The 20660-nt window shown below is 53.0% G+C and carries 21 protein-coding genes and 1 tRNA gene; 3 read left to right on the plus strand and 19 right to left on the minus strand.

All coding sequences use genetic code 11. The features are described 5' to 3' along the window. Positions 1-14 precede the first annotated feature (14 nt). From DFP98_RS12685 to rpsF, 4 genes are all read right to left on the minus strand, one after another. On the minus strand, positions 15-4757 hold the full coding sequence (locus tag DFP98_RS12685; protein ID WP_181917652.1) for a cadherin-like beta sandwich domain-containing protein: 4743 nt from the start codon (positions 4755-4757) through the stop codon (positions 15-17). A 214-nt stretch (positions 4758-4971) separates the two neighbouring features. Beyond that, positions 4972-5295 carry a 30S ribosomal protein S18 gene (rpsR, locus tag DFP98_RS12690; RefSeq protein WP_116060957.1) on the minus strand — a complete coding sequence of 108 codons (324 nt, stop codon included), beginning with the start codon at positions 5293-5295 and terminating at the stop codon, positions 4972-4974. A 20-nt stretch (positions 5296-5315) separates the two neighbouring features. Then, positions 5316-5828, minus strand: coding sequence for a single-stranded DNA-binding protein (gene ssb / locus DFP98_RS12695; RefSeq protein WP_116060958.1), 513 nt, complete (start codon positions 5826-5828; stop codon positions 5316-5318). 68 nt (positions 5829-5896) lie between these two features. Next, on the minus strand, positions 5897-6184 hold the full coding sequence (gene rpsF / locus DFP98_RS12700; RefSeq protein WP_116060959.1) for a 30S ribosomal protein S6: 288 nt from the start codon (positions 6182-6184) through the stop codon (positions 5897-5899). 177 nt (positions 6185-6361) lie between these two features. Here rpsF and DFP98_RS12705 point away from each other — a divergent pair, with 177 nt between their 5' ends. Next, positions 6362-6550 (plus strand): YjzC family protein, encoded by a 189-nt coding sequence (locus DFP98_RS12705; protein WP_116060960.1) that lies wholly within the window; start codon positions 6362-6364, stop codon positions 6548-6550. 272 nt (positions 6551-6822) lie between these two features. Here DFP98_RS12705 and DFP98_RS12710 read toward each other — a convergent pair whose 3' ends face one another. The 5 genes from DFP98_RS12710 to DFP98_RS12730 form a co-directional block, all read right to left on the minus strand. Then, the gene (locus DFP98_RS12710; protein WP_246016510.1) at positions 6823-7584 is read right to left on the minus strand and encodes an N-acetylmuramoyl-L-alanine amidase; all 762 of its coding nucleotides are present in this window, start codon (positions 7582-7584) and stop codon (positions 6823-6825) included. A gap of 390 nt (positions 7585-7974) precedes the next feature. Next, positions 7975-8065 (minus strand) — tRNA-Ser (locus tag DFP98_RS12715). A 73-nt stretch (positions 8066-8138) separates the two neighbouring features. Next, entirely contained in the window at positions 8139-8360 is a 222-nt protein-coding gene (locus tag DFP98_RS12720; protein WP_116060961.1) for a DUF951 domain-containing protein, read from the minus strand. Positions 8361-8415: 55 nt separating this feature from the next. Continuing rightward, entirely contained in the window at positions 8416-9279 is an 864-nt protein-coding gene (locus tag DFP98_RS12725; RefSeq protein ID WP_116060962.1) for a mechanosensitive ion channel family protein, read from the minus strand. Positions 9280-9298: 19 nt separating this feature from the next. Continuing rightward, entirely contained in the window at positions 9299-9544 is a 246-nt protein-coding gene (locus tag DFP98_RS12730) for a putative Se/S carrier protein (RefSeq protein WP_116060963.1), read from the minus strand. Between the two features lie 85 nt (positions 9545-9629). Between DFP98_RS12730 and yyaC the strand changes: the two genes are divergently transcribed. Beyond that, the gene (gene yyaC, locus DFP98_RS12735) at positions 9630-10250 is read left to right on the plus strand and encodes a spore protease YyaC (RefSeq protein WP_116060964.1); all 621 of its coding nucleotides are present in this window, start codon (positions 9630-9632) and stop codon (positions 10248-10250) included. On the opposite strand, the gene DFP98_RS12740 is transcribed toward yyaC, so the two are convergent. From DFP98_RS12740 to DFP98_RS12755, 4 genes are all read right to left on the minus strand, one after another. Beyond that, positions 10225-10716 carry a DUF4446 family protein gene (locus tag DFP98_RS12740; protein ID WP_116060965.1) on the minus strand — a complete coding sequence of 164 codons (492 nt, stop codon included), beginning with the start codon at positions 10714-10716 and terminating at the stop codon, positions 10225-10227. The two genes, yyaC and DFP98_RS12740, sit on opposite strands and share 26 nt — an antisense overlap. 28 nt (positions 10717-10744) lie before the next feature. Continuing rightward, a complete protein-coding gene (locus DFP98_RS12745) occupies positions 10745-11920 on the minus strand; it encodes an aminotransferase class V-fold PLP-dependent enzyme (RefSeq protein ID WP_116060966.1) in 1176 nt (391 codons plus the stop codon). A 95-nt stretch (positions 11921-12015) separates the two neighbouring features. Beyond that, positions 12016-12867, minus strand: a complete 852-nt coding sequence (locus DFP98_RS12750; protein WP_116060967.1) for a ParB/RepB/Spo0J family partition protein — start codon at positions 12865-12867, stop codon at positions 12016-12018. Beyond that, a complete protein-coding gene (locus DFP98_RS12755) occupies positions 12848-13621 on the minus strand; it encodes a ParA family protein (protein WP_116060968.1) in 774 nt (257 codons plus the stop codon). The genes DFP98_RS12750 and DFP98_RS12755 overlap by 20 nt, the downstream gene beginning before the upstream one ends. A 58-nt stretch (positions 13622-13679) precedes the next feature. Between DFP98_RS12755 and DFP98_RS12760 the strand changes: the two genes are divergently transcribed. Beyond that, positions 13680-13952 carry a hypothetical protein gene (locus DFP98_RS12760; protein WP_116060969.1) on the plus strand — a complete coding sequence of 91 codons (273 nt, stop codon included), beginning with the start codon at positions 13680-13682 and terminating at the stop codon, positions 13950-13952. Positions 13953-13973: 21 nt separating this feature from the next. Here DFP98_RS12760 and noc read toward each other — a convergent pair whose 3' ends face one another. The 6 genes from noc to DFP98_RS12790 form a co-directional block, all read right to left on the minus strand. After that, positions 13974-14789 (minus strand): nucleoid occlusion protein, encoded by an 816-nt coding sequence (gene noc, locus DFP98_RS12765; protein ID WP_116060970.1) that lies wholly within the window; start codon positions 14787-14789, stop codon positions 13974-13976. A 307-nt stretch (positions 14790-15096) separates the two neighbouring features. Beyond that, a complete protein-coding gene (gene rsmG, locus DFP98_RS12770; RefSeq protein ID WP_116060971.1) occupies positions 15097-15828 on the minus strand; it encodes a 16S rRNA (guanine(527)-N(7))-methyltransferase RsmG in 732 nt (243 codons plus the stop codon). Next, positions 15825-17726 (minus strand): tRNA uridine-5-carboxymethylaminomethyl(34) synthesis enzyme MnmG, encoded by a 1902-nt coding sequence (gene mnmG, locus DFP98_RS12775; RefSeq protein WP_116060972.1) that lies wholly within the window; start codon positions 17724-17726, stop codon positions 15825-15827. Before mnmG ends, rsmG begins: the two co-directional genes overlap by 4 nt. A 33-nt stretch (positions 17727-17759) precedes the next feature. Continuing rightward, a complete protein-coding gene (gene mnmE / locus DFP98_RS12780; protein WP_116060973.1) occupies positions 17760-19136 on the minus strand; it encodes a tRNA uridine-5-carboxymethylaminomethyl(34) synthesis GTPase MnmE in 1377 nt (458 codons plus the stop codon). 71 nt (positions 19137-19207) lie between these two features. After that, entirely contained in the window at positions 19208-19828 is a 621-nt protein-coding gene (jag, locus tag DFP98_RS12785; RefSeq protein WP_116060974.1) for an RNA-binding cell elongation regulator Jag/EloR, read from the minus strand. Next, the gene (locus tag DFP98_RS12790; RefSeq protein WP_246016511.1) at positions 19825-20655 is read right to left on the minus strand and encodes a YidC/Oxa1 family membrane protein insertase; all 831 of its coding nucleotides are present in this window, start codon (positions 20653-20655) and stop codon (positions 19825-19827) included. Before DFP98_RS12790 ends, jag begins: the two co-directional genes overlap by 4 nt. Positions 20656-20660 lie beyond the last annotated feature (5 nt).

Raw genomic sequence — 20660 nt, forward strand, 5'->3', positions numbered from 1 at the left:
AATAGTCAGCCTGTTCACTTGCCGAGCAACTCAACGTCCCCGCTGAGGTAGCGAAGCGCTGCGAAGCTTTGCGAAGCGGAACGAATGGCAGGGGCAGCCCAGTGGGACTCAGGCACATCTGACCAGCTCGATCCGCCATCCGGCAGAGCCGGACGTCCGAGCACGCGATTTAACAGTACAACCATTTCGGCGCGGGTCACCTTCTGCTCGGGGCGGAAGCTGCCGTCGGCGAAGCCGTTAATCCAGCCCTCTCGTTCGGCAGCAGCGATAGATGAAGCCGCCCAATGAGATGCCGCATCCGCGAACCGGGGAAGCCCTGTCGCCTGGGCTTCGCGCCACCGTACAAGCACTACGGCTAACTCGGCGCGGGTCAGCGAATCATTCGGGCTGAACTGCCCGCCAGATTTTCCTCCCATCCAGCCCTTCGCGTACGTCTCCTCGACGGCCTTAGCTGCCCAATGCGCTTGCGGCACATCCCGGAAGGCCGCCGCCCCGTCGCTTACTGTGCGGGCATCGTTGTCCGCAGGTGTCAGCTTAGCCAGCAGAGCGGCCAACTCCGCTCGAGTTACCGCGCGCTGAGGACCGAAGCTGCCTGCTGCATACCCGCTGACATAAGGAGCGAACATAACCTCGATCGGCTCGGCTTCCAGCACGGAGACGCGGGCGGAAGCCCCTGAGCGTACTGCGATGCCGGTTGCACGACCTTTGGAGTCATAACGAATCGTTCCCGGTACAATCGAACTCGTGCCGTCGCCGTTCTCCAGAAAGACGGCCAGCTTTCGCAAGGCAGTTGATTCGAGTCCGTCCGGCAGAGGCAGCACTAGCCAGGCGGCTTCTGCTCCCGCCGAATTCCCGGGATTTGCCGTTATTTCAACAGGAACGCCCACTAGCTTAGCCCGATGCGCGCCTGCACCGGCTTTGAGGGCCCGATTCAACGTCTGCTCTGCATCCGCAGGCTGCTGAAAAGTCTTCAGTTGTACAATCAGCTTGCTGTCGGATGGGATTGAATTTCCTGTCGGCCATTCATAAGCAACGGCGCCCACGTCCAGCGTCAACCGGATGTTGGACATCGACAACTGGCTCAGCGCCTTCGCAGACAGTTGGAGCCGGACGGCCTCGGTTAACGGATCAGCCTGGGTGCTCCATCCGATACGAAGCTCATTCACTCCGCTTTGCTGTGCGAGAGCTGTGATCGCCGCGGCATCCTCGAGCTTTAATTCTTTTATGCCCCGTCCATCCGAACTGCGGCTGAAAGTTTCGATCAATGCCGCCTTGGTCGGCTTGCCGTTTAACCATACCGTAAATGCTGCGGACGATAATTCATCGGTCGCTCCTCCAGCGGGCGATCCGGTTGCCCCTCCGGAAGAAGACGGGCTTTGGCGAGTTGCCTGGATCGTATAGCTCTTCTGCTCGGAGGGTAACTGTGCAGACACGACAACCCGAATCGTGTTGGTTCCGTATGTTAACGGAATCGATACGGATTCTCCACCGGCAAGTAGGTTTCCATTTACCGTGATCGCGGCATCCGTATCTGCCGCCGAAGCTTTCAGCTTAATCGCGCTTACTTGTTGCCCGACGTTAAGTGCATATTCCAGCCGCTCGGGATTGAAGGCGCTGGAGAACGTCAACACTTCCTCCCCGTTAAGCGCAATAAGCGATGCTAGCGAAGCATTCGTGCGCCGAAGATTATCGATTACGATCGTCTTGCGTATTTCGTTACCGGCGGCATCGCGAACGTAGACGGTATACGTTCCGTTGGCCTGCACATCGAACTGCTTGCTTAACGTGATATTCACGCTTTGTCCTTCGGGAAAATAACCGATCTCCTTTTCTCCCGCAGTCCAAAGGATAGTCGAGATGGCATTTCCATCCCCTACTGCCTCCGTTTGAACAGATACAGTTACCTTCCCGCCTATCGGCTCAGTCGTCTCCGGAACCAGAGTCAGCGTCGGCTCGTCCGGGAAAATGTTCTCCACGATTACCTGCCGGACGGTCCTGTTGCCTGCACGGTCGGCTGCAATCACCGTATACGTCCCATTGTTCTCGGCAGTGAACTCACCATCGACAACCTCGCTCGACGTCCACGGAGAATCCGGATTGAACGCCTCCGCCGACCAGCGGATGCTCTCCAGACCGCTGCCCGAATCCACTGCACTTACGGCAATCGTTACATTTTTGTTCGTTGGCTCAATCGTGCTTGGCATGAGCGATACCGTCGGCGCTTCGCGATCAATATTGGATAGTTCGATGGACGATATCGCCTCATTACCTGCCGTATCCCGTGCATATACCGAATAGCGACCGTTCTCATTTGCCTTGAACTCTTGCTCCGCAAGCGCATCTTGACCGCCTCCGGCCGCAAAGAACGCGCCATCCCTTTCTCCGCTAGCCCAGCGTAGTTCTATAAGAGGATTGCCGTCACCCTCCCTTTCGGGATGAGCTTCAATGCCAACCGTTACCGGCTCATTCGTCAAGGAAATCGAGGAGGGAGTTAACGCGATCGTTACCTCCTGTCGGAATAGATTGGATATCGTTATGCTTTTCAGGACTGTGTTGCCCGCCGTATCTTCAACGTACACAGAATACGTTCCGTTGACGGTAACAGGGAAGCTTCCGGTAAACGATGTACCGTTGCCGGCTTCGAAGTATGCGGCATTCCTCGTTCCCTCCGCCCAGAGCAGCTTGCTGATTGCAACATTATCAGCCGCAGTGGCCGCGACCGCGATATCCGAATTCGTCGGCGCAGTTATGCTTGGCGTTAGCGTCAAGGTCGGCGCTTCACGATCAATGTTGGTAATGTCCAGCGTGGTCATCGTTTGGTTGCCCGCCTTGTCGGAGGCAATCACTGTATACGTCCCATTGATTTCCACGGTGAATTCGTCGTCAACCACCTCGTACGATGTCCACGCGGTGCCCGGTTCGAACGCCTCCGCCGACCAACGTACACTCTCCAGACCGCTACCTAAGTCCGCTGCACTTACGGCAACCGTCACGTTTTCGTTCGTTGGTGCAATCGTGCTTGGCGTTAGCGTTACCGTCGGCGCCTCGCGATCGATATTGGAAATGTCGATCGTTGAGACCGCTTCGTTGCCTACTGCATCCCGCGCATACACCGAGTAGCGATCATTCTCGTCCGCCTCGAAATTTTGTGTCGGAAGCGCATCTTGACCGCCTCCGGTCGCAAAGAAGGCTGCTGCATATTCTCCCTTGGCCCATCGAAGCGCGGCAAGCGAATTACCGGCATCCTCCCTTACGGGACGGGCTTCAATATCGACTGTTACTCGCTCGTTCGTGAGAGATGCAGGTGAAGGCGTTAGCGATATCGAAGGTGCCTGGCGCAGCAGATTCGATATCGTGATGCTGTCTAGCGTTGCATTGCCAGCCGTATCCTCAACATATACGGAGTAGGTTCCGTTTACGTTCACGGAGAACGCATCGGAGAAAGACGTACCGTTTCCGGCTTTGAAGTAATCGGCGTTTCTCGCGCCTTCCGCCCAGAGAAGCTTGCCGATCGCGACATTGTCGACCGCCTTCGCCGTTACCGTGACATCCTCGCTTGTCAGCTCGGTAGTGCTCGGCGTCAGCTCTAGCGTCGGCGCTTCGCGGTCAATGTTGGACACCGTCACCTGCTGAAGGGATTCATGGCCGATGCGGTCGCGTGCATACAAGGTGTAGGTTCCGTTCTCGCTCGCGATGAAGCTATCGGTCGCGTTGCCACCCGTCGAAAAGTAGGAAGCGTCTCGGGAGCCTTCCGCCCATTTCGTCCGCTCCACTCCGCTGCCCGCATCGGATACCGTAACCTGCACGGTCACGTCCTGCTTTGTCGCGCCCGCCGGCGTCAGCGCATAGGAGATCGAAGGAGCCGTTTTGTCATGGATCAACGCCGTCCCGTCCGTCGTCGCCGTAAGAATCGGCCCCGGTGCCCCTTCCTCCGTATAAAATTCTACCGATACCGGTATCGGTCCGTCCTCGACACTATAATTGAATAGATAAAGGCCGCCCTGCCATGTTGTACCGCCCCCTTCGGCGATCAGAGTTCGGTCGGCCATTCGCAAGATCGGCGTCATGATCGGGCGGTCGGTGACTAGCGTGAGCGTTAACGAATCTCCCACCCTGGCATATTGTGGGTCACCGCTATCCGACGAGATCGAAAAAGATGCGACGGACGGAAGCGACCGGCTCAAAGTATAGGATGTAAACTGCACATTACTGATCCTCACCCACTTCGTGTCGAAGGAAACAAGCGCCGCCCACATCGCATTCGGCGGAATTTCGTTTGCGTCTCCCGTAGTCAGCACATCGGTACCATTGACCGAGTAATGAAAGATCGGATTACGAATAGCTTGACCGGGATCCTCGTCTATTTCAAAAGAAGAAATGGTGGCCCATGTGGCAGTCGGCGGAATTCCCATCCGATCGGTGGTTTGCCGGATTTGGCCACTATGGCTATAGGTATAGACTTCTGCGGTACTGTTACGAGACCAGCCTTCCTCGTAGAAATTAGACGGCGTCGCCCAGGCGGCGGCTGCAGGAGGCAGATCAAAGGTTTCATGGATGATACCGTTTACGCTGTATAGATAGTGAGTCGCTCGTCCGTTGTAGGTTTGGTTGAACACCATGTTGAAGGTTGTCATCAGCTGACCTTGGAAAGCAGCCGCACTGGCTGGTGTGAGGGGGCCGGCTGTTGTCAGAGCGCCAAGCAACGGCAGCAGTAGTGCTACAGCTGCCAGCAAGGAAGGGATTCGGCGTTTTTTCATAGGGTTATTCCTTTCATCCGAAATGCGAGTGTATTCCATGCTATAGCTTAAAGAATAAGCTCGCGAAAGGCTATACTCCCTTAGAGGTATTAACGCTTATAACTCGGCCGGCTCTCAAAATATACTTCAAAATAGGTAGACTGCCTGAAAAGATCCTTACCCAAAAACGCAAAGAGACACGACCATAAAATGGCCGTGTCTCTTGTCGTTAAGCCTACTCCGTCGTGTATGGCAGAAGAGCCATTTGACGAGCGCGCTTGATCGCTACAGTCAACATACGCTGGTATTTCGCTTTCGTGCCCGTCACGCGGCGTGGCAAGATTTTGCCGCGCTCGCTGATGAACTTGCGAAGAAGATCCAGCTCTTTGTAGTCGACGTAAGTGATTTTATTTACGGTGAAGTAGCAAACCTTCTTACGCTTGTTGCGTCCGCCGCGGCGGAACTTGCGAGGCTCGCGTTGCTCGCGGTCGCCGCCTGGACGACCACCTTGCGCTGGGCGCTCTTCACGTGCTTGTGGCTGTGCTTGTTGTTCGCTCATTTGTTCTCCGTCCTTTCCAGTTAAAATGGCAGATCATCGTCCGATATGTCTATCGGTCGCCCGTCATCGGCGAAGGGATCGTTATTGTTGCCGCTGCTGCGCTGTGATCCGGCATTGCTGCGATTGCTACCGCCGCCGTATCCGCCTCCTGCGCTTGGTGCCGGAGCGCTGCCGTAAGCATCGTCTCTTCCTTGTCCACCGCCGCCTTCGCGGTTAGGTGATTCCAGGAATCGAACGTTGTCGGCGATCACTTCCGTCACATAGACGCGTCGACCTTCGTTATTCTCGTAGTTGCGCACTTGAATGCGGCCTTCCACTGCGGCCAGACGACCTTTGCGAAGGTAATTGGCGCACGTCTCGGCAAGCTGTCTCCAAGTAACGACTGGAATAAAATCCGCTTCTCGTTCTTCCCGATTGCCGGAGAACGAACGGTCTACCGCCAGCGTAAATTGGGTAACGGCTACTCCTGCAGGCGTGTAGCGCAGTTCAGGGTCCTTGGTCAGGCGTCCTATGAGAATGACTCGGTTCAGCATCGCGGTTTCCCTCCACTTGACATGGCATTGTAAATCTCACGGCGGTTGTCCGCCCGGTGTTGTGCGGTTTACGCAGTTTGCTCTCTGACGACCATGTGACGAATAATTTCGTCCGTAATCTTCAGAACGCGCTCAAGTTCCGTCACGATTTCCGACGTTCCCTTGAAATGAACCAGCACATACGTCCCTTCGCGGTGCTTGTTGATCTCGTAAGCAAGACGACGTTTACCCATCAAGTCGTGCTTAACGATCTCTCCGCCGTTCCCGATGATGCCCTGGAATTTCTCCGTGACAGCTTGAACGGTTTCTTGTTCCACGTCCGGACGGATGATGTACATCAACTCATAGTTGCGCATCTTCCGTTCACCTCCTTAAGGTCTTTTGGCCTCCCACTTGTCAGACCGACAGCTTGGCTACCGGCTGGGAAGCAAGGAGTATGCAATCTACAGCATACCTGAATACTTTATCACAATGGGCCGAATATCGCAAGGAAATTCGCGCTACACTAATCCCTACGATAGGGGGTGAACGCTATGGGCGAGCAAACGCAATTCGAACCCGGACAACACGCTCCGAACGACGGGGAGTACATGGAAGTCGGCGAGGACTCCTTTCATATGGGAATTAACAACCCTCAGCACGTGCATCTGCACAAAGGGGAGAAGTTCCCGGAGACGACCAACCATAACCGCAAGTGGAAAAAAGTAAAGCGCCAGCGATAATGCATCGTCGGATGCATAAGGCGAACACAAACCGGGTATTCTATATTTCGGCGACGGCAAACGAGAGGTGTGGTTCCGTTGAACGAATTCGGGCAACAACCGCAAGAGATTACGTCCCATCGGAGTAGGTAACGGAAGCGAGGCGTTGTGCTAAAGACACAGTCTGCAACACATCGATTTCAGACATCCGGTCACCGAAGAGCTGAGTTGAACTCAGCAACATTGGTTACGTCTCAAAGCAACTCATTAACCGTCGCCCGAAGAACCCTTGATTAAGGGTTCTTCGTTATTTTAAAGCGTTGATCGAGGCCCTGTTTAATCCCTTTGACAATGGCGTCCTGATATTCGGGATCGCTCATTCGCTTGTCTTCCTCTTTATTCGTCATAAAACCCATCTCAATCAGGAAGGTCGGAACCTTCGTCCAATTAAAGCCTGTCAGATCGCCTCGCTCCCGAACCCCGATCAGCTTGGCTCCGGTTTCGGCAATCACCTGTTCCGAGACGATCTTGGCCATTTCCTTGCTCGGCTTCGCGATCGCTTTCGTATATGTATTGTTCGCGGATGGGAAGAAAAACGTCATTCCCTTCACCTTCGCATCCGTGCTGCCATCCGCATGAAGCCGTACCATGACATCCGCCTTGGCTTTATTACAGACTAGCGCCCTCTCGCTGTTCGACAGATTCACATCATTCGTCCGGCGTACCATCACGACTCGATAATCGCTGGCCAGCGCCTTCTCCAGCTTTAGCGCCACTTCCAGCGTCAGCTTATACTCCGGCTTCTTCGTTGCCACGCCGCTTGTCCCGCCGGCTACCTTCGTCTTCTTCTTCTTGCTGCCCGGCGCAATCGGTTCGAGCCCCAGATTGGCTTTGGCTTGATGTCCCGCCTCGATGCAGACGACCGGCTTGTCGTCTGCCTTCGCTTTGTCCCCTGCAGCGGTTGCTTCGTATGGCCATATACCGGCCAGCATTCCCGTCCCTATCCATACGATCAACACCCGTAGCACCCAAGAGCTTCGCAGATGCTTGTCCATATCCGTCAACACTCCTATTCAGGTGGGATTCGCTCCGTCGCAGTTGTGACTATACTATCCGTACGTCTCAACCATTTGCGACTATCACGCCGGGGCCTACGAACATGCCCTTTGGCATGTCCGCTTAACGGCCCGTTCTCATCCCACTTCGCCACAAATAAAAAACGATCCCTTCTCAGGGATCGACTCATTTTTTGTTTATGGCGGAGAGGGTGGGATTCGCTCCGTCGCAGTTGTGACTATACTATCCGTACGTCTCAACCAATTGCGACTATCACGCCGGGGCCTACGAACATGCCCTTTGGCATGTCCGCTTAACGGCCCGTTCTCATCCCACTTGCCACAAACAAAAAACGATCCCTTCTCAGGGATCGACTCATTTTTTGTTTATGGCGGAGAGGGTGGGATTCGAACCCACGCACGCCTTGCGACGCCTAGATGATTTCGAGTCAACCCCCTTGGACCACTTGGGTACCTCTCCGCAGCAAGGAAAATCATATCATATTTTAATTGAGCTTGCAACTGGATTGTGTATCCATTTTAGGGGCCGCAGCCTATCCCTCTGTCTCCCCTATTTCGGCTCCTCCAGCAGGTCTCAGAACCTTCTTCAGGCTCTTCTCGAACTTCGCGCGAGGGAGCAGAATGCTATGCTTGCACTTGACGCACTTGATGCGAATATCCATGCCCATCCGAATGATCTCCATCTCGTTGGCTCCGCATGGGTGCGGCTTCTTCATCATCACGACATCGCCAAGCTCGAAGTTTTTTTTCTCCATTTCGATACCCTCCCCGATTTTCCTGCCTGCAGCTTGTTGCGACTACACTGCGCGATTAATCGATGACCGACGCCTGCTTGGCCTCCAGTGCCTTCTTCACTTCCGTATTGACCAGACGCGTAACCTCGCCGACGGTATTCGGCCTGCACTTGGCGGTAATTCTAATCGTCATCTGACTCGGAGCAAGCGTCTGCACTCCCAGCACCTCGGGCGCTGCCGTCAAATTCAGATCGTTGATCTGGAGCAGAACCTGACGCATCAACGACATCATTTCCTCAATCGTATAATCGGAGGAAACGGTAATATCGATGACGGCAAGCTGCGGATTTACGGAAAAGTTCGTCACCTGGTTAATCGAGCCGTTCGGAATGATGTGAACCTCTCCCGTCCAGCTGCGGATGCGAGTCGAGCGTAACCCGATCAATTCGACGCTTCCTTTGAACGAGCCGGTCTGAATCTCATCGCCTACCGCAAACTGATCCTCAAAAATGATGAAGAACCCGGTGATGACATCTTTGACCAGACTTTGCGCGCCGAAGCCGATCGCCAATCCGATCACCCCCGCGCCGGCCAGAAGCGGAGCGATCTGAATATTGAACTCTCCCAATACAAGCAAAATTGTAATGAAATTAATGAGATACGAGGCTGTGTTTTTCAGCAGACGGCCTAACGTTTGAACGCGCCTTGTTCGAAGCTTCAGCCTTCTGGATTTCTTCTCGTTCGTCGCATGGTCGATTATCCGATTAAGAACGGCCAACGCGAGACGGCTGATGACGCAGATCAGTACAATTCGCAAGACCAGGAAGGATACGTCCTTCCACATTTCCGTGTCCTGCAGAAATTCGCTCATCTCTCTGACAAACTGCTCCCACAGATTCTCTGCGGACTCTGTCTGCCCCGATGCGAAGAAAGGTTTCATAGCTCTATCTCTCCCTCTCTCATTGAATCTGTTCGTATCCGTCCTGCGTTCTCTCGAATAAACCTCTTATTTCGACCTTCTCCGATTCGATGATTCGTCGTACCGTCTCCAGGTCGGCGGCGGGGAATTCGATAGATAATGCGCAGCCAGCCGTAATCTCCTTGGGCGTGGGACAAAGATCGATCTCGATATCCGCGTATTCAAGCAGCATCTCGGCCCGCAGCGCTTGCTGCGTGGAATCGAATGCCAGCAAGAAAAAGTCCATCGTACAAACCTCCTGCGTCCAAGTATAAATGCGCGAGTTCGTCCATATACTAGTAGCATACTAGGGTAGGAGGCGAATCGGACGAATGAACGGCGCTTGGGAGAAACACTCGAGTCCCGCACCGGAATCGGCGGCGCTCTCTTTAAAGATTCCTTTTAACGATCCATCCGTATTGCAAAGATTGTCCCAGCAGCTCGAGTATTACTTGGAAGGCCTGTCTCCCGATCGCCGGATCGTCATCGTCTGCGTCGGAACCGACCGCTCTACGGGCGACTCGTTAGGGCCTCTCGTCGGCACCGCTCTCGCTCGCGAATACAGTCCATTATTCGATCTGTACGGAACTCTCGACGAACCGGTACATGCGATGAACCTCAGCGAGACATTGCTCAAAATTATGAGAATCTCGCGACAGCCGTTCGTCATCGCCGTTGACGCTTGCCTCGGACAAGTTGCCAGCGTCGGCTGTATCCAGATCGGCTCAGGACCGGTCAGACCCGGAGCCGGGGTGAACAAGGAGCTGCCTCCCGTCGGAGACATTCATATGACGGGAATTGTGAATGTCGGCGGCTTCATGGAATATTTCGTGCTGCAGAACACTCGTCTGAATCTGGTCGTCAAGATGTCGGAAATTATTGCGCAAAGCTTGTTAAACGCCGTACATAGCACCCGCAGCAAACCGGTTATCCCTTCTGCATGGCCAGACTGATTGCCGTCTTTTCTTCCGGGGACAGCATGTAGGCGGATTGCCCTTTATCGATCGGTTTAGCGTAAAGGAAAGTTTGCTCGCGACCATGAATTCCGGTAATGATGACACCGTCCTGCGCTTCATTAATGAATGCGACGGAGAAGCTCAGATCGCTTCCCGAATCCGAAAACGCGTTAAACCGATGGACGCCGACTCGCCCCTTCAAAGACGAGAGGCGTCCTTCGTGCTGTTCCATCGTCTGGGCTTGTTCGGCTTGTTTGCCGCTAAGCTCAGACATCCGTTCATGAATGACGCGCATGACGTCCTCCATATTCGTTACGCCCGTATCCCCCATCAAGAGGCCGTGCGCTTTCTTAAGTTTGCTCAACTTGCTCGACAATACGCCAAGCCAGATGAACGAGACGACCAGTAGTACGCCTAACACACCCGCAACAATAACGGTTAATTGATCGTTCCAGCCTTCCATTCTTGCTGATTCCCCCAACGTTTATATCTCAATTTCTTTTACGCATCGTATTAGTAATTTCCTTAACGGCATCTACCAGAGATACGATATCCGATTTCTCCGTAAAATATCCGGGACTTGCGCGCACGGCGCCCGTCTCGTAGGTTCCGGCGGTCTCGTGACCGAGCGGCGTACAGTGGAAACCTGCTCTTACCGCGATCCCGAATTGCCGATCAAGCAGAAACGCCATTTCGGACGGATCCATCCCTTCTGCGACAAAGGAGACGATCGCCGTTCTCTCAACTCCGACTTCCGGCCCTAGAATACGAACTCCCTCAATCGCCAGCAGTCCCTCCATCAATTGAAAAGTCAAATCGCGTTCCTTGTCGTGAATGGCTTTCGTCTTCTCTCGCAGCACAAACTGAACGCCTTCGGAAAGCCCGGCAATACCGGGCGTGTTTTGCGTTCCCGCCTCATAGCGGTCGGGACGGATCATCGGTTGCTCCGGCGCTTCCGACTTACTGCCTGTTCCCCCATGCATCAGAGGCTCAAGATCTAGCTCCGGATGAATGTACAAGCCTCCGGTCCCTTGCGGGCCGAGAAGCCCCTTATGTCCGGGAAAGGCCAGAAGATCGATCCCCATCGTTTCGACGTCTATAGGCAGCACTCCGGCGCTCTGAGCGGCATCTACAAGAAGCTTCACCCCTCGCCTCTTTGCCAACTCCCCCAGTTCCGCAATCGGAGCAATTGAGCCAAGGAGATTCGAGCTGTGCGATGCGGCAATCAACTTGGTTGACGGCGTGATGGCATCTTCTACATCCTTGACGTTCAGACGTCCCCATTCGTCCGCGTCGATGAAAGTGGCATGAATGCCAAATCGCCGCTTCATGGCCTCAATAGGCCGTCTGACCGAGTTATGCTCAAGGGACGTGGCGATAACATGATCGCCCGGTTTAAGATAGCCTTGAATCGCCAGATTCAGCGCATGAGTCGTATTGAGCGCAAAGGCAATATCGTTCGGATTGCCGATTGCGAACAGTCGGGCCAGCCGCTTGCGTGCATCGAATAGCACCCTGCTTGCTTTAACGGCCATTTCATGGCTTCCTCTACCCGGGTTCGCCGCATTTTCCCGCACGTTCCGTTCGATCGCTTCGACGACTCCCGGAGGCTTAGGCCAGCTAGTCGCCGCATTATCCATATAGATCAACGTTTTTTGCTCGTTCATCGCAGTCACCGTCCCTTACACAACAATAGCACACCTTAGTTTAATCCTTCCGTTGGAAGATTACAACTTGGGTATGCTACTCTTATCTATCTCTATTAGGCCATTGCCTTCAGCAACTCCAGCAGACGCTCCAAATCAGTTTTGCCGAAATACGAGAGTTCGATTCGCCCGTTGTCTTTATTCGGTTTGATTCGAACGGTCGTTTGAAACTTCTCTCGCAGCGTCTCTTCAATCTCTTCTATATAAGGATCGCGTTTTTTGACCTTTGCTTTCGGTTTCACGTTCGCTTTCTTGGAATCGGCGTTTTGAACCGCCTCTTCCAGCTCGCGCACGCTCCATTCCGCAGTGACCGTCTGCTTGGCCAATTGACGCCTCAAATTGTCGTCTTTAATGCCTGCCAGCGCTCTGGCATGACCCATGGACAATGTTCCACGTGAAACATATTCCTTGATTTCTTCCGGAAGCGACAACAGCCGCAAGAAGTTTGCGATATGAGATCGAGACTTCCCTACCTTCAGAGAAAGCTCCTCTTGCGTTAACTTAAATTGATTCATAATCGCTTGATAGGCAACAGCAACCTCTATGGAATTAAGATCCTCCCGCTGAACGTTCTCGATCAGCGCAATTTCCATGACCTGTTGATCGTTGTAAGTGCGAACAACTGCCGGGATCGTCGCATTACCGAGAAGCTGGGAAGCTCTGAATCTTCTCTCGCCCGCGATAATTTCGTAGCCCTTCAATGCCTGGCGGACAACAATCGGTTGGATGACGCCATGCTCGCGAATCGACTCGGCCAAATCCTTGATTGCTTCCTCGTCGAACGTCTTACGAGGCTGATATGGATTGGCTCTAAGCTGAGTTAACGGAATTTCAACGATTTTATCGTCTTCCTTAATCGACAGAGAGGTAATTAACGCATCTAGTCCCTTACCTAGCCGCTTGCTCATAGGAGATCACTTCCTTCGCCAACTCGAGATACACTTCCGCGCCCTTGGATTTTGGATCATACGTTATGATCGATTGTCCGTGAGATGGCGCTTCGCTCAGTCTGACATTCCGAGGGATAACCGTTTGATAAACCTTCTGTTGAAAATACTTTTTGACCTCTTCGATAACCTGGATACCCAGGTTCGTACGAGCGTCAAACATCGTCAACAGGACGCCCTCGATTTGCAGCGACGTATTCAGGTGCTTCTGTACGAGCCGGATCGAGTTAAGCAGCTGGCTCAACCCTTCCAATGCGTAATATTCGCACTGAATCGGGATCAATACGGAATCAGCCGCCGTTAGGGAGTTAATCGTGAGAATTCCCAATGAAGGCGGACAATCGATCAGAACATAATCAAACTCACTGCGCACCAATCCCAGCGCTTTCTTAAGGCGAATTTCCCGCGACATCGTCGGCACGAGCTCGATTTCGGCGCCGGCCAATTGAATAGTGGCCGGGATAATCTTCAGATCGGGAATGTCCGTATCCGCGATCGCCTGTTTGGGATGCACCTCATTAATAAGCACATCATATATACAATAGCTCACGTCGGCTTTATTGATACCGATCCCGCTAGTCGTATTGCCCTGCGGATCGATATCCACGATCAACACTTTTTTGCCGAGAGAAGCCAGGCAGGCGCCCAGATTCACCGATGTCGTCGTTTTGCCAACCCCGCCCTTCTGATTGGCAATCGCAATTATTTTTGACAACCTCTTTCACCTCGATATTCATAACCGTCCATGCGTTAACGGCAAAGCCGTTACAAGAATGACGGCATTAGATAAGCTGCAGACGATTCGGATCCTGATTGTCTCGATTGTCGCCTCTCCGAATCGCACACGCAACAACGCCGGCATTACCGTCAATGGACGGGAATTTGCCTTCTGTCGAGCAGCAGATGGACTGAAACGCATCTTGTACATTCTGAATCATCAAAAAGACGGATGCCCTTGGGACGCTCGCTGCCAATTCGTTCAAGCGCGAGCATTCCGCCATTCCGATCCGACCGCGGCGGCCTACTGCCGTTCTCGCCGAATCTGAAGCATGGGCATCCGCTTCTTACTAACGTTTAGGAATTCTAATGGTTATTTCGTAGTGATCCTCGCAATCCTTCTCTTCCGCATTAATCGGAATGCCTGATCCGGTAACCATATCCACCGATTGACGGATCGTATTCACAGCGAGCCGAACGTCTTTAGAGAACGAGAAGCGCTTAGAACGCTTCGGTTTCGAAGCCTCTAACAGAAATGCAATGCGGGTTTCGGTCTGTTTAACATTCAATTCTTTATCGATAATTTCTTTCAACAGCTTGTTCTGCATTTCTTCATCCGGCAAGGACAGCAGCGCCCTGCCGTGACGTTCGGTAATTTTCCGCTCGAGCAGCGCCTGACGCACTGTCTCTCCTAGCTGCAGCAGCCGGATCTTGTTGGCAATCGTCGACTGGCTCTTGCCTAATCGCTGAGCCAAGCTTTCCTGCGTCAGACTATGAAGATCAATCAACTTCTGATAAGCGATCGCCTCTTCCAAAGCCGTCAGACCTTCGCGTTGCAAATTCTCAATTAAAGCAACCGAAGCAGCCTGAGAATCGTTGATTTCGCGAATAATGGCCGGAATCGTGTCCATTCCCAGTTTCGTTACCGCACGCCAACGGCGCTCACCGGCAATAATCTCATGCTTCCCATCGCGCACTCGAACGACGATAGGTTGAATGACGCCATGAGTTTTAATCGTTTGGCACAGCTCGTCGATCCGTTCATCGTCAAACACCGTACGCGGCTGATAAGGACTTGGAACGATGTCGTGAACGGATATATTCTTCACTTCTTCTTGAGAGCCGCGGTCTGTCAGACCCAGCAATCGTGAAAATTGCTCTTTCATTTCTCTCGGATCACCACATTAAGTATGATAGGACGGATATGTCACGTGTCCACAGCGACGAAAAAGCGCCGCCAATTCACGCCTGACGGCACATCTGCGGCACATAGATCTGTTACCTTCTTTTATTCGCTATTCCCGCCCCATTTTCCTGCCTGTGAAAAAACTTTCACGACGCCGTTGCATAGCAAACACTATAAGAATATCACGTAATCTATCCCCGAGTAAACGTAAAAATGTTCCACGTGAAACATTTTTACCGATGCATCCGCATAGGCTGATTGTTTCACGTGGAACATTTCTTGTGAATTTAAGATTTGAGCAACGGCGTTTTGAGCGGAGTGCCGGCTTTTCTCGGATAGGCAGGCGGCGTGGAGCCCTTCTTCTCGCATACGATCAGATGCCGATCCGCCCCCTCTGTAGGAAGAGTTAGACGTTTGACGTCAACCAGTCGTCCTCCAAGTTTGGTTAAGCTGTATCTTGCTTCATCCAATTCTACCGATATGTCCGTCCCCTTCATAGCTACGTAAAGTCCCCCGGGACGAACGAACGGCAAACAAAATTCGTTTAATACCGCAAGACGGGCAACTGCACGTGCTGTTACGATATCGTAGCTGTCGCGATGTTCTTTCTGTCTGGCTGCATCTTCCGCTCTCGCATGCAGGCAAGAAACTTGCGCTAACTGAAGCTCGTCGACTACCGTTTCCAAAAACTTGATTCGTTTGGCCAGCGAGTCAATTATCGTCACTCGTAAATGAGGAAACGCAATAGCCAGCGGTATTGAGGGGAATCCGGCGCCCGAGCCGATGTCCGCCAAGGATTGCGATTTAGAAAACGACACAGCCTCGGCCAGCGTTAACGAATCGTAAAAATGTTTTTCGTATACCGCTTCCCGCTCGGTAATGCCTGTTAAATTCATTTTCTCGTTCCATTCCACGAGTAAACGGTAGTAAATCTCGAATTGGTCCAGCTGCCGGTCCGTCAATTCGATGCCTAGCGGGTGGAGCCGATCGGCTAACAACTTCTGTGTGGCGTCTCTCATGAATTGTGTGCAGCCGCCGTAACGCGATTATAATGTTCAAGATGGACGAGCAGAATCGACAGATCGGCAGGAGTGACGCCCGAAATTCGCGAGGCTTGCCCAAGCGATAACGGTCGAACCTTGCCCAGCTTTTGCTTCGCCTCGGTGGCCAGTCCGTGAATCGCATCGTAATCGATGTTTTCCGGAATCCGCTTCTTCTCCATCTTCTCCATTCGTTCAACCTGCTGCAGCTGTTTTTCGATATAGCCGGCATACTTGATTTGAATCTCCACTTGTTCTTTGACGTCTTCAGGCAAATCGCCCTCTGCCGGAGCAAGCTTCTCCAAATGCGCATAGGTTACTTCCGGGCGTCGCAGCAGCGTCAACCCGTCAACCGAATTGTTTATCGGCGCGGAGCCGACTTCGGCCAACATGGCCTGTACCGCTTCGTCTGGACGGAATTTCGTCTCCTTCAATCGGACGATTTCCGCATCAATTTGCGCTTGCTTCTCCGTAAACCTCGCATAGCGCTCGTCGGAGATCAATCCAATTTCATGACCAAGCGGAGTCAATCTCTGATCGGCATTATCGTTGCGAAGCAGCAGGCGATATTCCGCGCGTGAAGTCAGCAAGCGATAAGGCTCGTTCGTTCCCTTCGTCACGAGATCATCGATCATAACGCCGATATAGCCCTTGGAACGATCAATGATCACCGGTTTGGCGCCTTGAACCGAACGAGCGGCATTGATGCCGGCCATAATCCCTTGTCCCGCCGCTTCCTCGTATCCAGAAGTGCCGTTAATCTGGCCGGCGGTAAATAGGCCCTTTACGAGTTTCGTTTCAAGCGACGGCCACAGCTGCGTAGGAACGACGGCGTCGTACTCAATCGCATATCCGCTCCGCATCATCTCGGCCTTTTCCAATCCGGGAACCGAACGAAGAATGCGCAATTGAACGTCCTCGGGCATGCTCGTCGACAATCCTTGAACATAGTACTCCTTCGTGTTCCGTCCTTCCGGCTCAAGGAAAATCTGATGTTTGGGCTTATCGGCGAAGCGTACGATTTTATCTTCGATAGACGGACAATAGCGCGGCCCCGTACCTTCAATCAATCCGGAAAACATCGGCGCCCGATGCAGATTGTCGTTGATGATTTGATGCGTCTCTTCCGACGTGTAGGTCAGCCAGCAGGGTAGCTGCTGATCGGCATGAGCCATATACTCCGTTTCGTGGGAGAAGTACTTCGGCTTGCTGTCGCCCGGTTGAATTTCCGTTTTGTCGAAGTCGATCGAATCCTTGTGCACCCTAGGAGGCGTGCCCGTCTTGAGTCGAACCAGTTGAAGTCCAAGGTTTTTCAGCGATTCCGACAGCTTGACTGCAGGCTGTTGATTGTTCGGCCCGCTCTCGTACATCAGCTCTCCAAGGATAACTTTGCCGCGCAAGTACGTTCCGGTCGTCAAGACAACGGCTTTCGCTCTATAATGGGCTCCCGTCTTCGTAATGACGCCTTTGCACACTCCATCCTCGACGACCAAATCTTCGGCCAATCCTTGACGCAAGGTCAAATTCGGCTGCTTCTCGATCGTCTCCTTCATCGTATGCTGGTACAGGAACTTGTCGGCTTGCGCTCTGAGCGCATGAACCGCCGGTCCCTTACCGGTATTCAGCATTCTCATCTGAATAAACGTTTTATCGATGTTGCGTCCCATCTCTCCGCCCAACGCGTCGATTTCGCGTACGACATGGCCTTTCGCCGGCCCGCCGATGGAAGGATTACATGGCATAAAAGCAATCATGTCCAAATTGATGGTCAACAGCAGCGTCTCGCAACCCATTCGGGCGGCGGCCAGTGCAGCCTCGCTGCCCGCGTGTCCCGCTCCAATGACGATTACGTCATATTCTCCCGCAGAATAAGTCATATATCCACCCCTCTTCGCTTTCCTTAGCTTATGTTATTTTCCTAAACAAAATTGTGAAAAAATTTGATCCAGCAACGAATCCCCAGCCGCATCCCCAAGGATTTGACCTAGCGATTCCCAAGATGCGGTTATGTCGATCTGAATCAGATCGATCGGAACGCCTTCGAACGTCGCTTGTATGGCATCCTCCAGCGATTGCCGGGTTTGATGAAGCAGCGTAATATGCCGAGTGTTACTGACATACGTAATATCCCCCGATTCGACGGCTCCGCTGAAAAACATGCCCGTTACCGCCCGCTCCAGTTGTTCGATGCCTTGGCCTTCCTTTGCCGACAGGTAGACAATACGCTCCGACGGATAGTCGCGCTCGATCTCGGCCGTATCGAGCCTCTCCGGAAGATCGATCTTGTTGACGACGATAATCGTCGAGCGATCCTTAAGCTGCTGCAGCAGCTTCCGTTCATCTTCGTGCAGTTCCTCGTGCCGATTCAGCACCAGCAAGATCAAGTCTGCATCGTTTAAGGCGCCGTGCGATCTCTCCACTCCGATCTGCTCGACGATATCCTCCGTTTCTCGAATGCCCGCCGTATCTAACAGTCTAAGCGGTATCCCGGATAGCGATACCGATTCTTCCACAATATCCCGAGTCGTTCCGGGGATGTCCGTCACGATCGCTTTATTCTCGCGTGCCAAAGCGTTCAACAGAGAAGATTTGCCGGCATTCGGTCGCCCAACGATCGCTGTCACGATGCCCTCTCGCAAAATCTTTCCTTCATTCGATCGCTGCAGCAGCTCATTCACTTCTTCTCGCACCTGACGGCAATTCGAACGAATCAGTTCAGCCGTGACATCCTCTACATCGTGTTCGGGGTAATCGATGTTCACTTCGACATGAGCGATCAATTCGATCAGCTGTTGTCGCAGCGGAAAGATTTTTTTCGATACTGCGCCTTCCGCCTGTCTTCTCGCCACTTGGAAAGCGCGATCCGACTTCGACCGAATCAGATCGATGACCGCTTCGGCTTGTGCCAGATCAATTCTCCCATTTAAAAACGCCCGTTTTGTGAACTCGCCCGGCTCCGCCAATCTGACCCCATGCCGCAGCACAAGCTCCAGCACCGACTTCACCGCAACGATGCCGCCATGCGTACTGATTTCCACGACATCCTCGGCCGTGAACGACCGCGGTCCTTTCATGACCGTCACCAGCACTTCATCGATGCGACGATCCGATTGCGGATCTATGATCCAGCCGTATTGAACGGTGTGCGAAGCGGCCTCGCGCAAATCAAGCTTGGACCGGAATAACTTGGCCACCGAGTTGATCGCTTCCGGCCCGCTTACTCTAACGACAGCAATACTGCCTTCGCCGAGCGCCGTCGCAATCGCGGCGATTGTATCCTCGTTCATGAGAATCCCTCTTTCCGTTAAAAAACGCAATGACCCCCCCAACGATGCGGAAGCCATTGCGCGGACGCTAACTATTGCTTTAAGGCAATCACGATTCTACGATTCGGCTCGTCTCCCTGACTATAAGTCTTGACGTTCGGATTCGACTGCAATCGTGCATGGATAATTTTACGCTCTTGGGAGGTCATCGGTTCAAGCACGACCTCCTTGCGCGTTCGAACGACCTTCATCGCCATTCGTTCGGACAGTGCCTCCAGAGTCTGGCGGCGACGCTCGCGAAATTGCTCGGCATCGAGCACGATACGAAGATGACGGTCCGAGTGGCGATTAGCCACGATGTTCGTCAAGTATTGAAGAGAATCCAAAGTTTGTCCACGACGACCGATCAGAATGCCCAAGTCCGAACCCGTAATGTTAATCCGTACTGCATCATTCTCATCCACCCGCTCAACGGAAACGGTTAGATCCATCGCTGCCGACACTTCGCGAAGAAAGGCGATAGCCTCCTCCACGCCGTCCGGAAGCAATTCCAGCTCTACCTTTGCCTCTTTGGCTCCAATCAGCCCGAACAATCCTTTGCTCGGCTGTTCCAATACTTTGACATTCACCCGGTCTTCCGTAACGCCCAACTGGGCCAGACCGCTGCGAACCGCATCTTCTATCGTTTTCCCAGATGCCAGGAGCTTTTTCATTTTGCGCGCGCCTCCTTACCTTTACCTTTACCTTTGCCTTTCTTTGGTGCTGGTTCGGGAGCTGGCTCATTCTTCTTAGGCTTGCCGTACATGAAATAGTTCTGAACGATCGTGTAGATGTTGCTGTAAATCCAGTACAGCGGCAATGCGACCGGGAAGTTGATCGCCATTACGAAGATCAGAACCGGGAAGATGTACATAAGCCCCTTCATCGGTCCGGCCATCGTCTGCTGTCGGGACATCATCATCGATTGGACCAGCGTCGTAATCGCGGCTATCGTAGGAATAATGTAGTAATACCATTCTCCTTCATGCGGTGTCGTTCCGAGCTGGAAGCCGATAAAATCATGCGTTCTGATTGCGATGTTGTGATAAATCGAATTGTAAAGCGCGATAAAAATCGGCATCTGCACGATCAGCGGCAAGCAGCCCGCCAACGGATTGACCTGATGCGTCTGGTATAGCTTCATCATCTCTTCTTGCTGCTTGCGCGGGTCGTCCTTAAACTTCTCGCGGAGCTTCTGCATCTCCGGCTGAAGGGCCTGCATGGCTTTCGTATTCTTATACTGTTTGATCATTAAAGGAAGGATGATCGTCCTTACTATAATGGTAAGCACTAAAATCGAAAGTCCGTATTCCCCGCCGAACCAATCCGCGAACGTGTCGAGCATCAGCGAGAACCAGTACACGACATTCCTTGTCCACCAAGAACCGCTTGTGGCCATTTCGCCAGTCGTTATTGCCTGAGTCGAAGGCGCGCAGCCCGCGAGCAACGTCATCAGCGCGATTGCGCCGAGAACGATCCACCATTTGCGATTTCGCAACAAAACTG

The organism is Cohnella phaseoli (assembly GCF_003386235.1).
GTDB classification, from domain to species: domain Bacteria; phylum Bacillota; class Bacilli; order Paenibacillales; family Paenibacillaceae; genus Cohnella; species Cohnella phaseoli.

Coding starts and splice junctions, on each gene's coding strand:
- DFP98_RS12760 (WP_116060969.1), top strand. CDS start 13,680: ATGACGGCATTAGATAAGCTGCAGACGATTCGGATCCTGATTGTCTCG.
- DFP98_RS12730 (WP_116060963.1), bottom strand. CDS start 9,544: ATGGACTTTTTCTTGCTGGCATTCGATTCCACGCAGCAAGCGCTGCGG.
- mnmE (WP_116060973.1), bottom strand. CDS start 19,136: ATGAACGAGGATACAATCGCCGCGATTGCGACGGCGCTCGGCGAAGGC.
- yyaC (WP_116060964.1), top strand. CDS start 9,630: ATGAACGGCGCTTGGGAGAAACACTCGAGTCCCGCACCGGAATCGGCG.
- ssb (WP_116060958.1), bottom strand. CDS start 5,828: ATGCTGAACCGAGTCATTCTCATAGGACGCCTGACCAAGGACCCTGAA.
- DFP98_RS12685 (WP_181917652.1), bottom strand. CDS start 4,757: ATGAAAAAACGCCGAATCCCTTCCTTGCTGGCAGCTGTAGCACTACTG.
- DFP98_RS12750 (WP_116060967.1), bottom strand. CDS start 12,867: ATGAGCAAGCGGCTAGGTAAGGGACTAGATGCGTTAATTACCTCTCTG.
- jag (WP_116060974.1), bottom strand. CDS start 19,828: ATGAAAAAGCTCCTGGCATCTGGGAAAACGATAGAAGATGCGGTTCGC.
- DFP98_RS12725 (WP_116060962.1), bottom strand. CDS start 9,279: ATGAAACCTTTCTTCGCATCGGGGCAGACAGAGTCCGCAGAGAATCTG.
- rpsR (WP_116060957.1), bottom strand. CDS start 5,295: ATGAGCGAACAACAAGCACAGCCACAAGCACGTGAAGAGCGCCCAGCG.
- rsmG (WP_116060971.1), bottom strand. CDS start 15,828: ATGAGAGACGCCACACAGAAGTTGTTAGCCGATCGGCTCCACCCGCTA.
- DFP98_RS12745 (WP_116060966.1), bottom strand. CDS start 11,920: ATGAACGAGCAAAAAACGTTGATCTATATGGATAATGCGGCGACTAGC.
- DFP98_RS12705 (WP_116060960.1), top strand. CDS start 6,362: ATGGGCGAGCAAACGCAATTCGAACCCGGACAACACGCTCCGAACGAC.
- DFP98_RS12710 (WP_246016510.1), bottom strand. CDS start 7,584: ATGGACAAGCATCTGCGAAGCTCTTGGGTGCTACGGGTGTTGATCGTA.
- rpsF (WP_116060959.1), bottom strand. CDS start 6,184: ATGCGCAACTATGAGTTGATGTACATCATCCGTCCGGACGTGGAACAA.
- DFP98_RS12740 (WP_116060965.1), bottom strand. CDS start 10,716: ATGGAAGGCTGGAACGATCAATTAACCGTTATTGTTGCGGGTGTGTTA.
- DFP98_RS12720 (WP_116060961.1), bottom strand. CDS start 8,360: ATGGAGAAAAAAAACTTCGAGCTTGGCGATGTCGTGATGATGAAGAAG.
- noc (WP_116060970.1), bottom strand. CDS start 14,789: ATGAAAGAGCAATTTTCACGATTGCTGGGTCTGACAGACCGCGGCTCT.
- mnmG (WP_116060972.1), bottom strand. CDS start 17,726: ATGACTTATTCTGCGGGAGAATATGACGTAATCGTCATTGGAGCGGGA.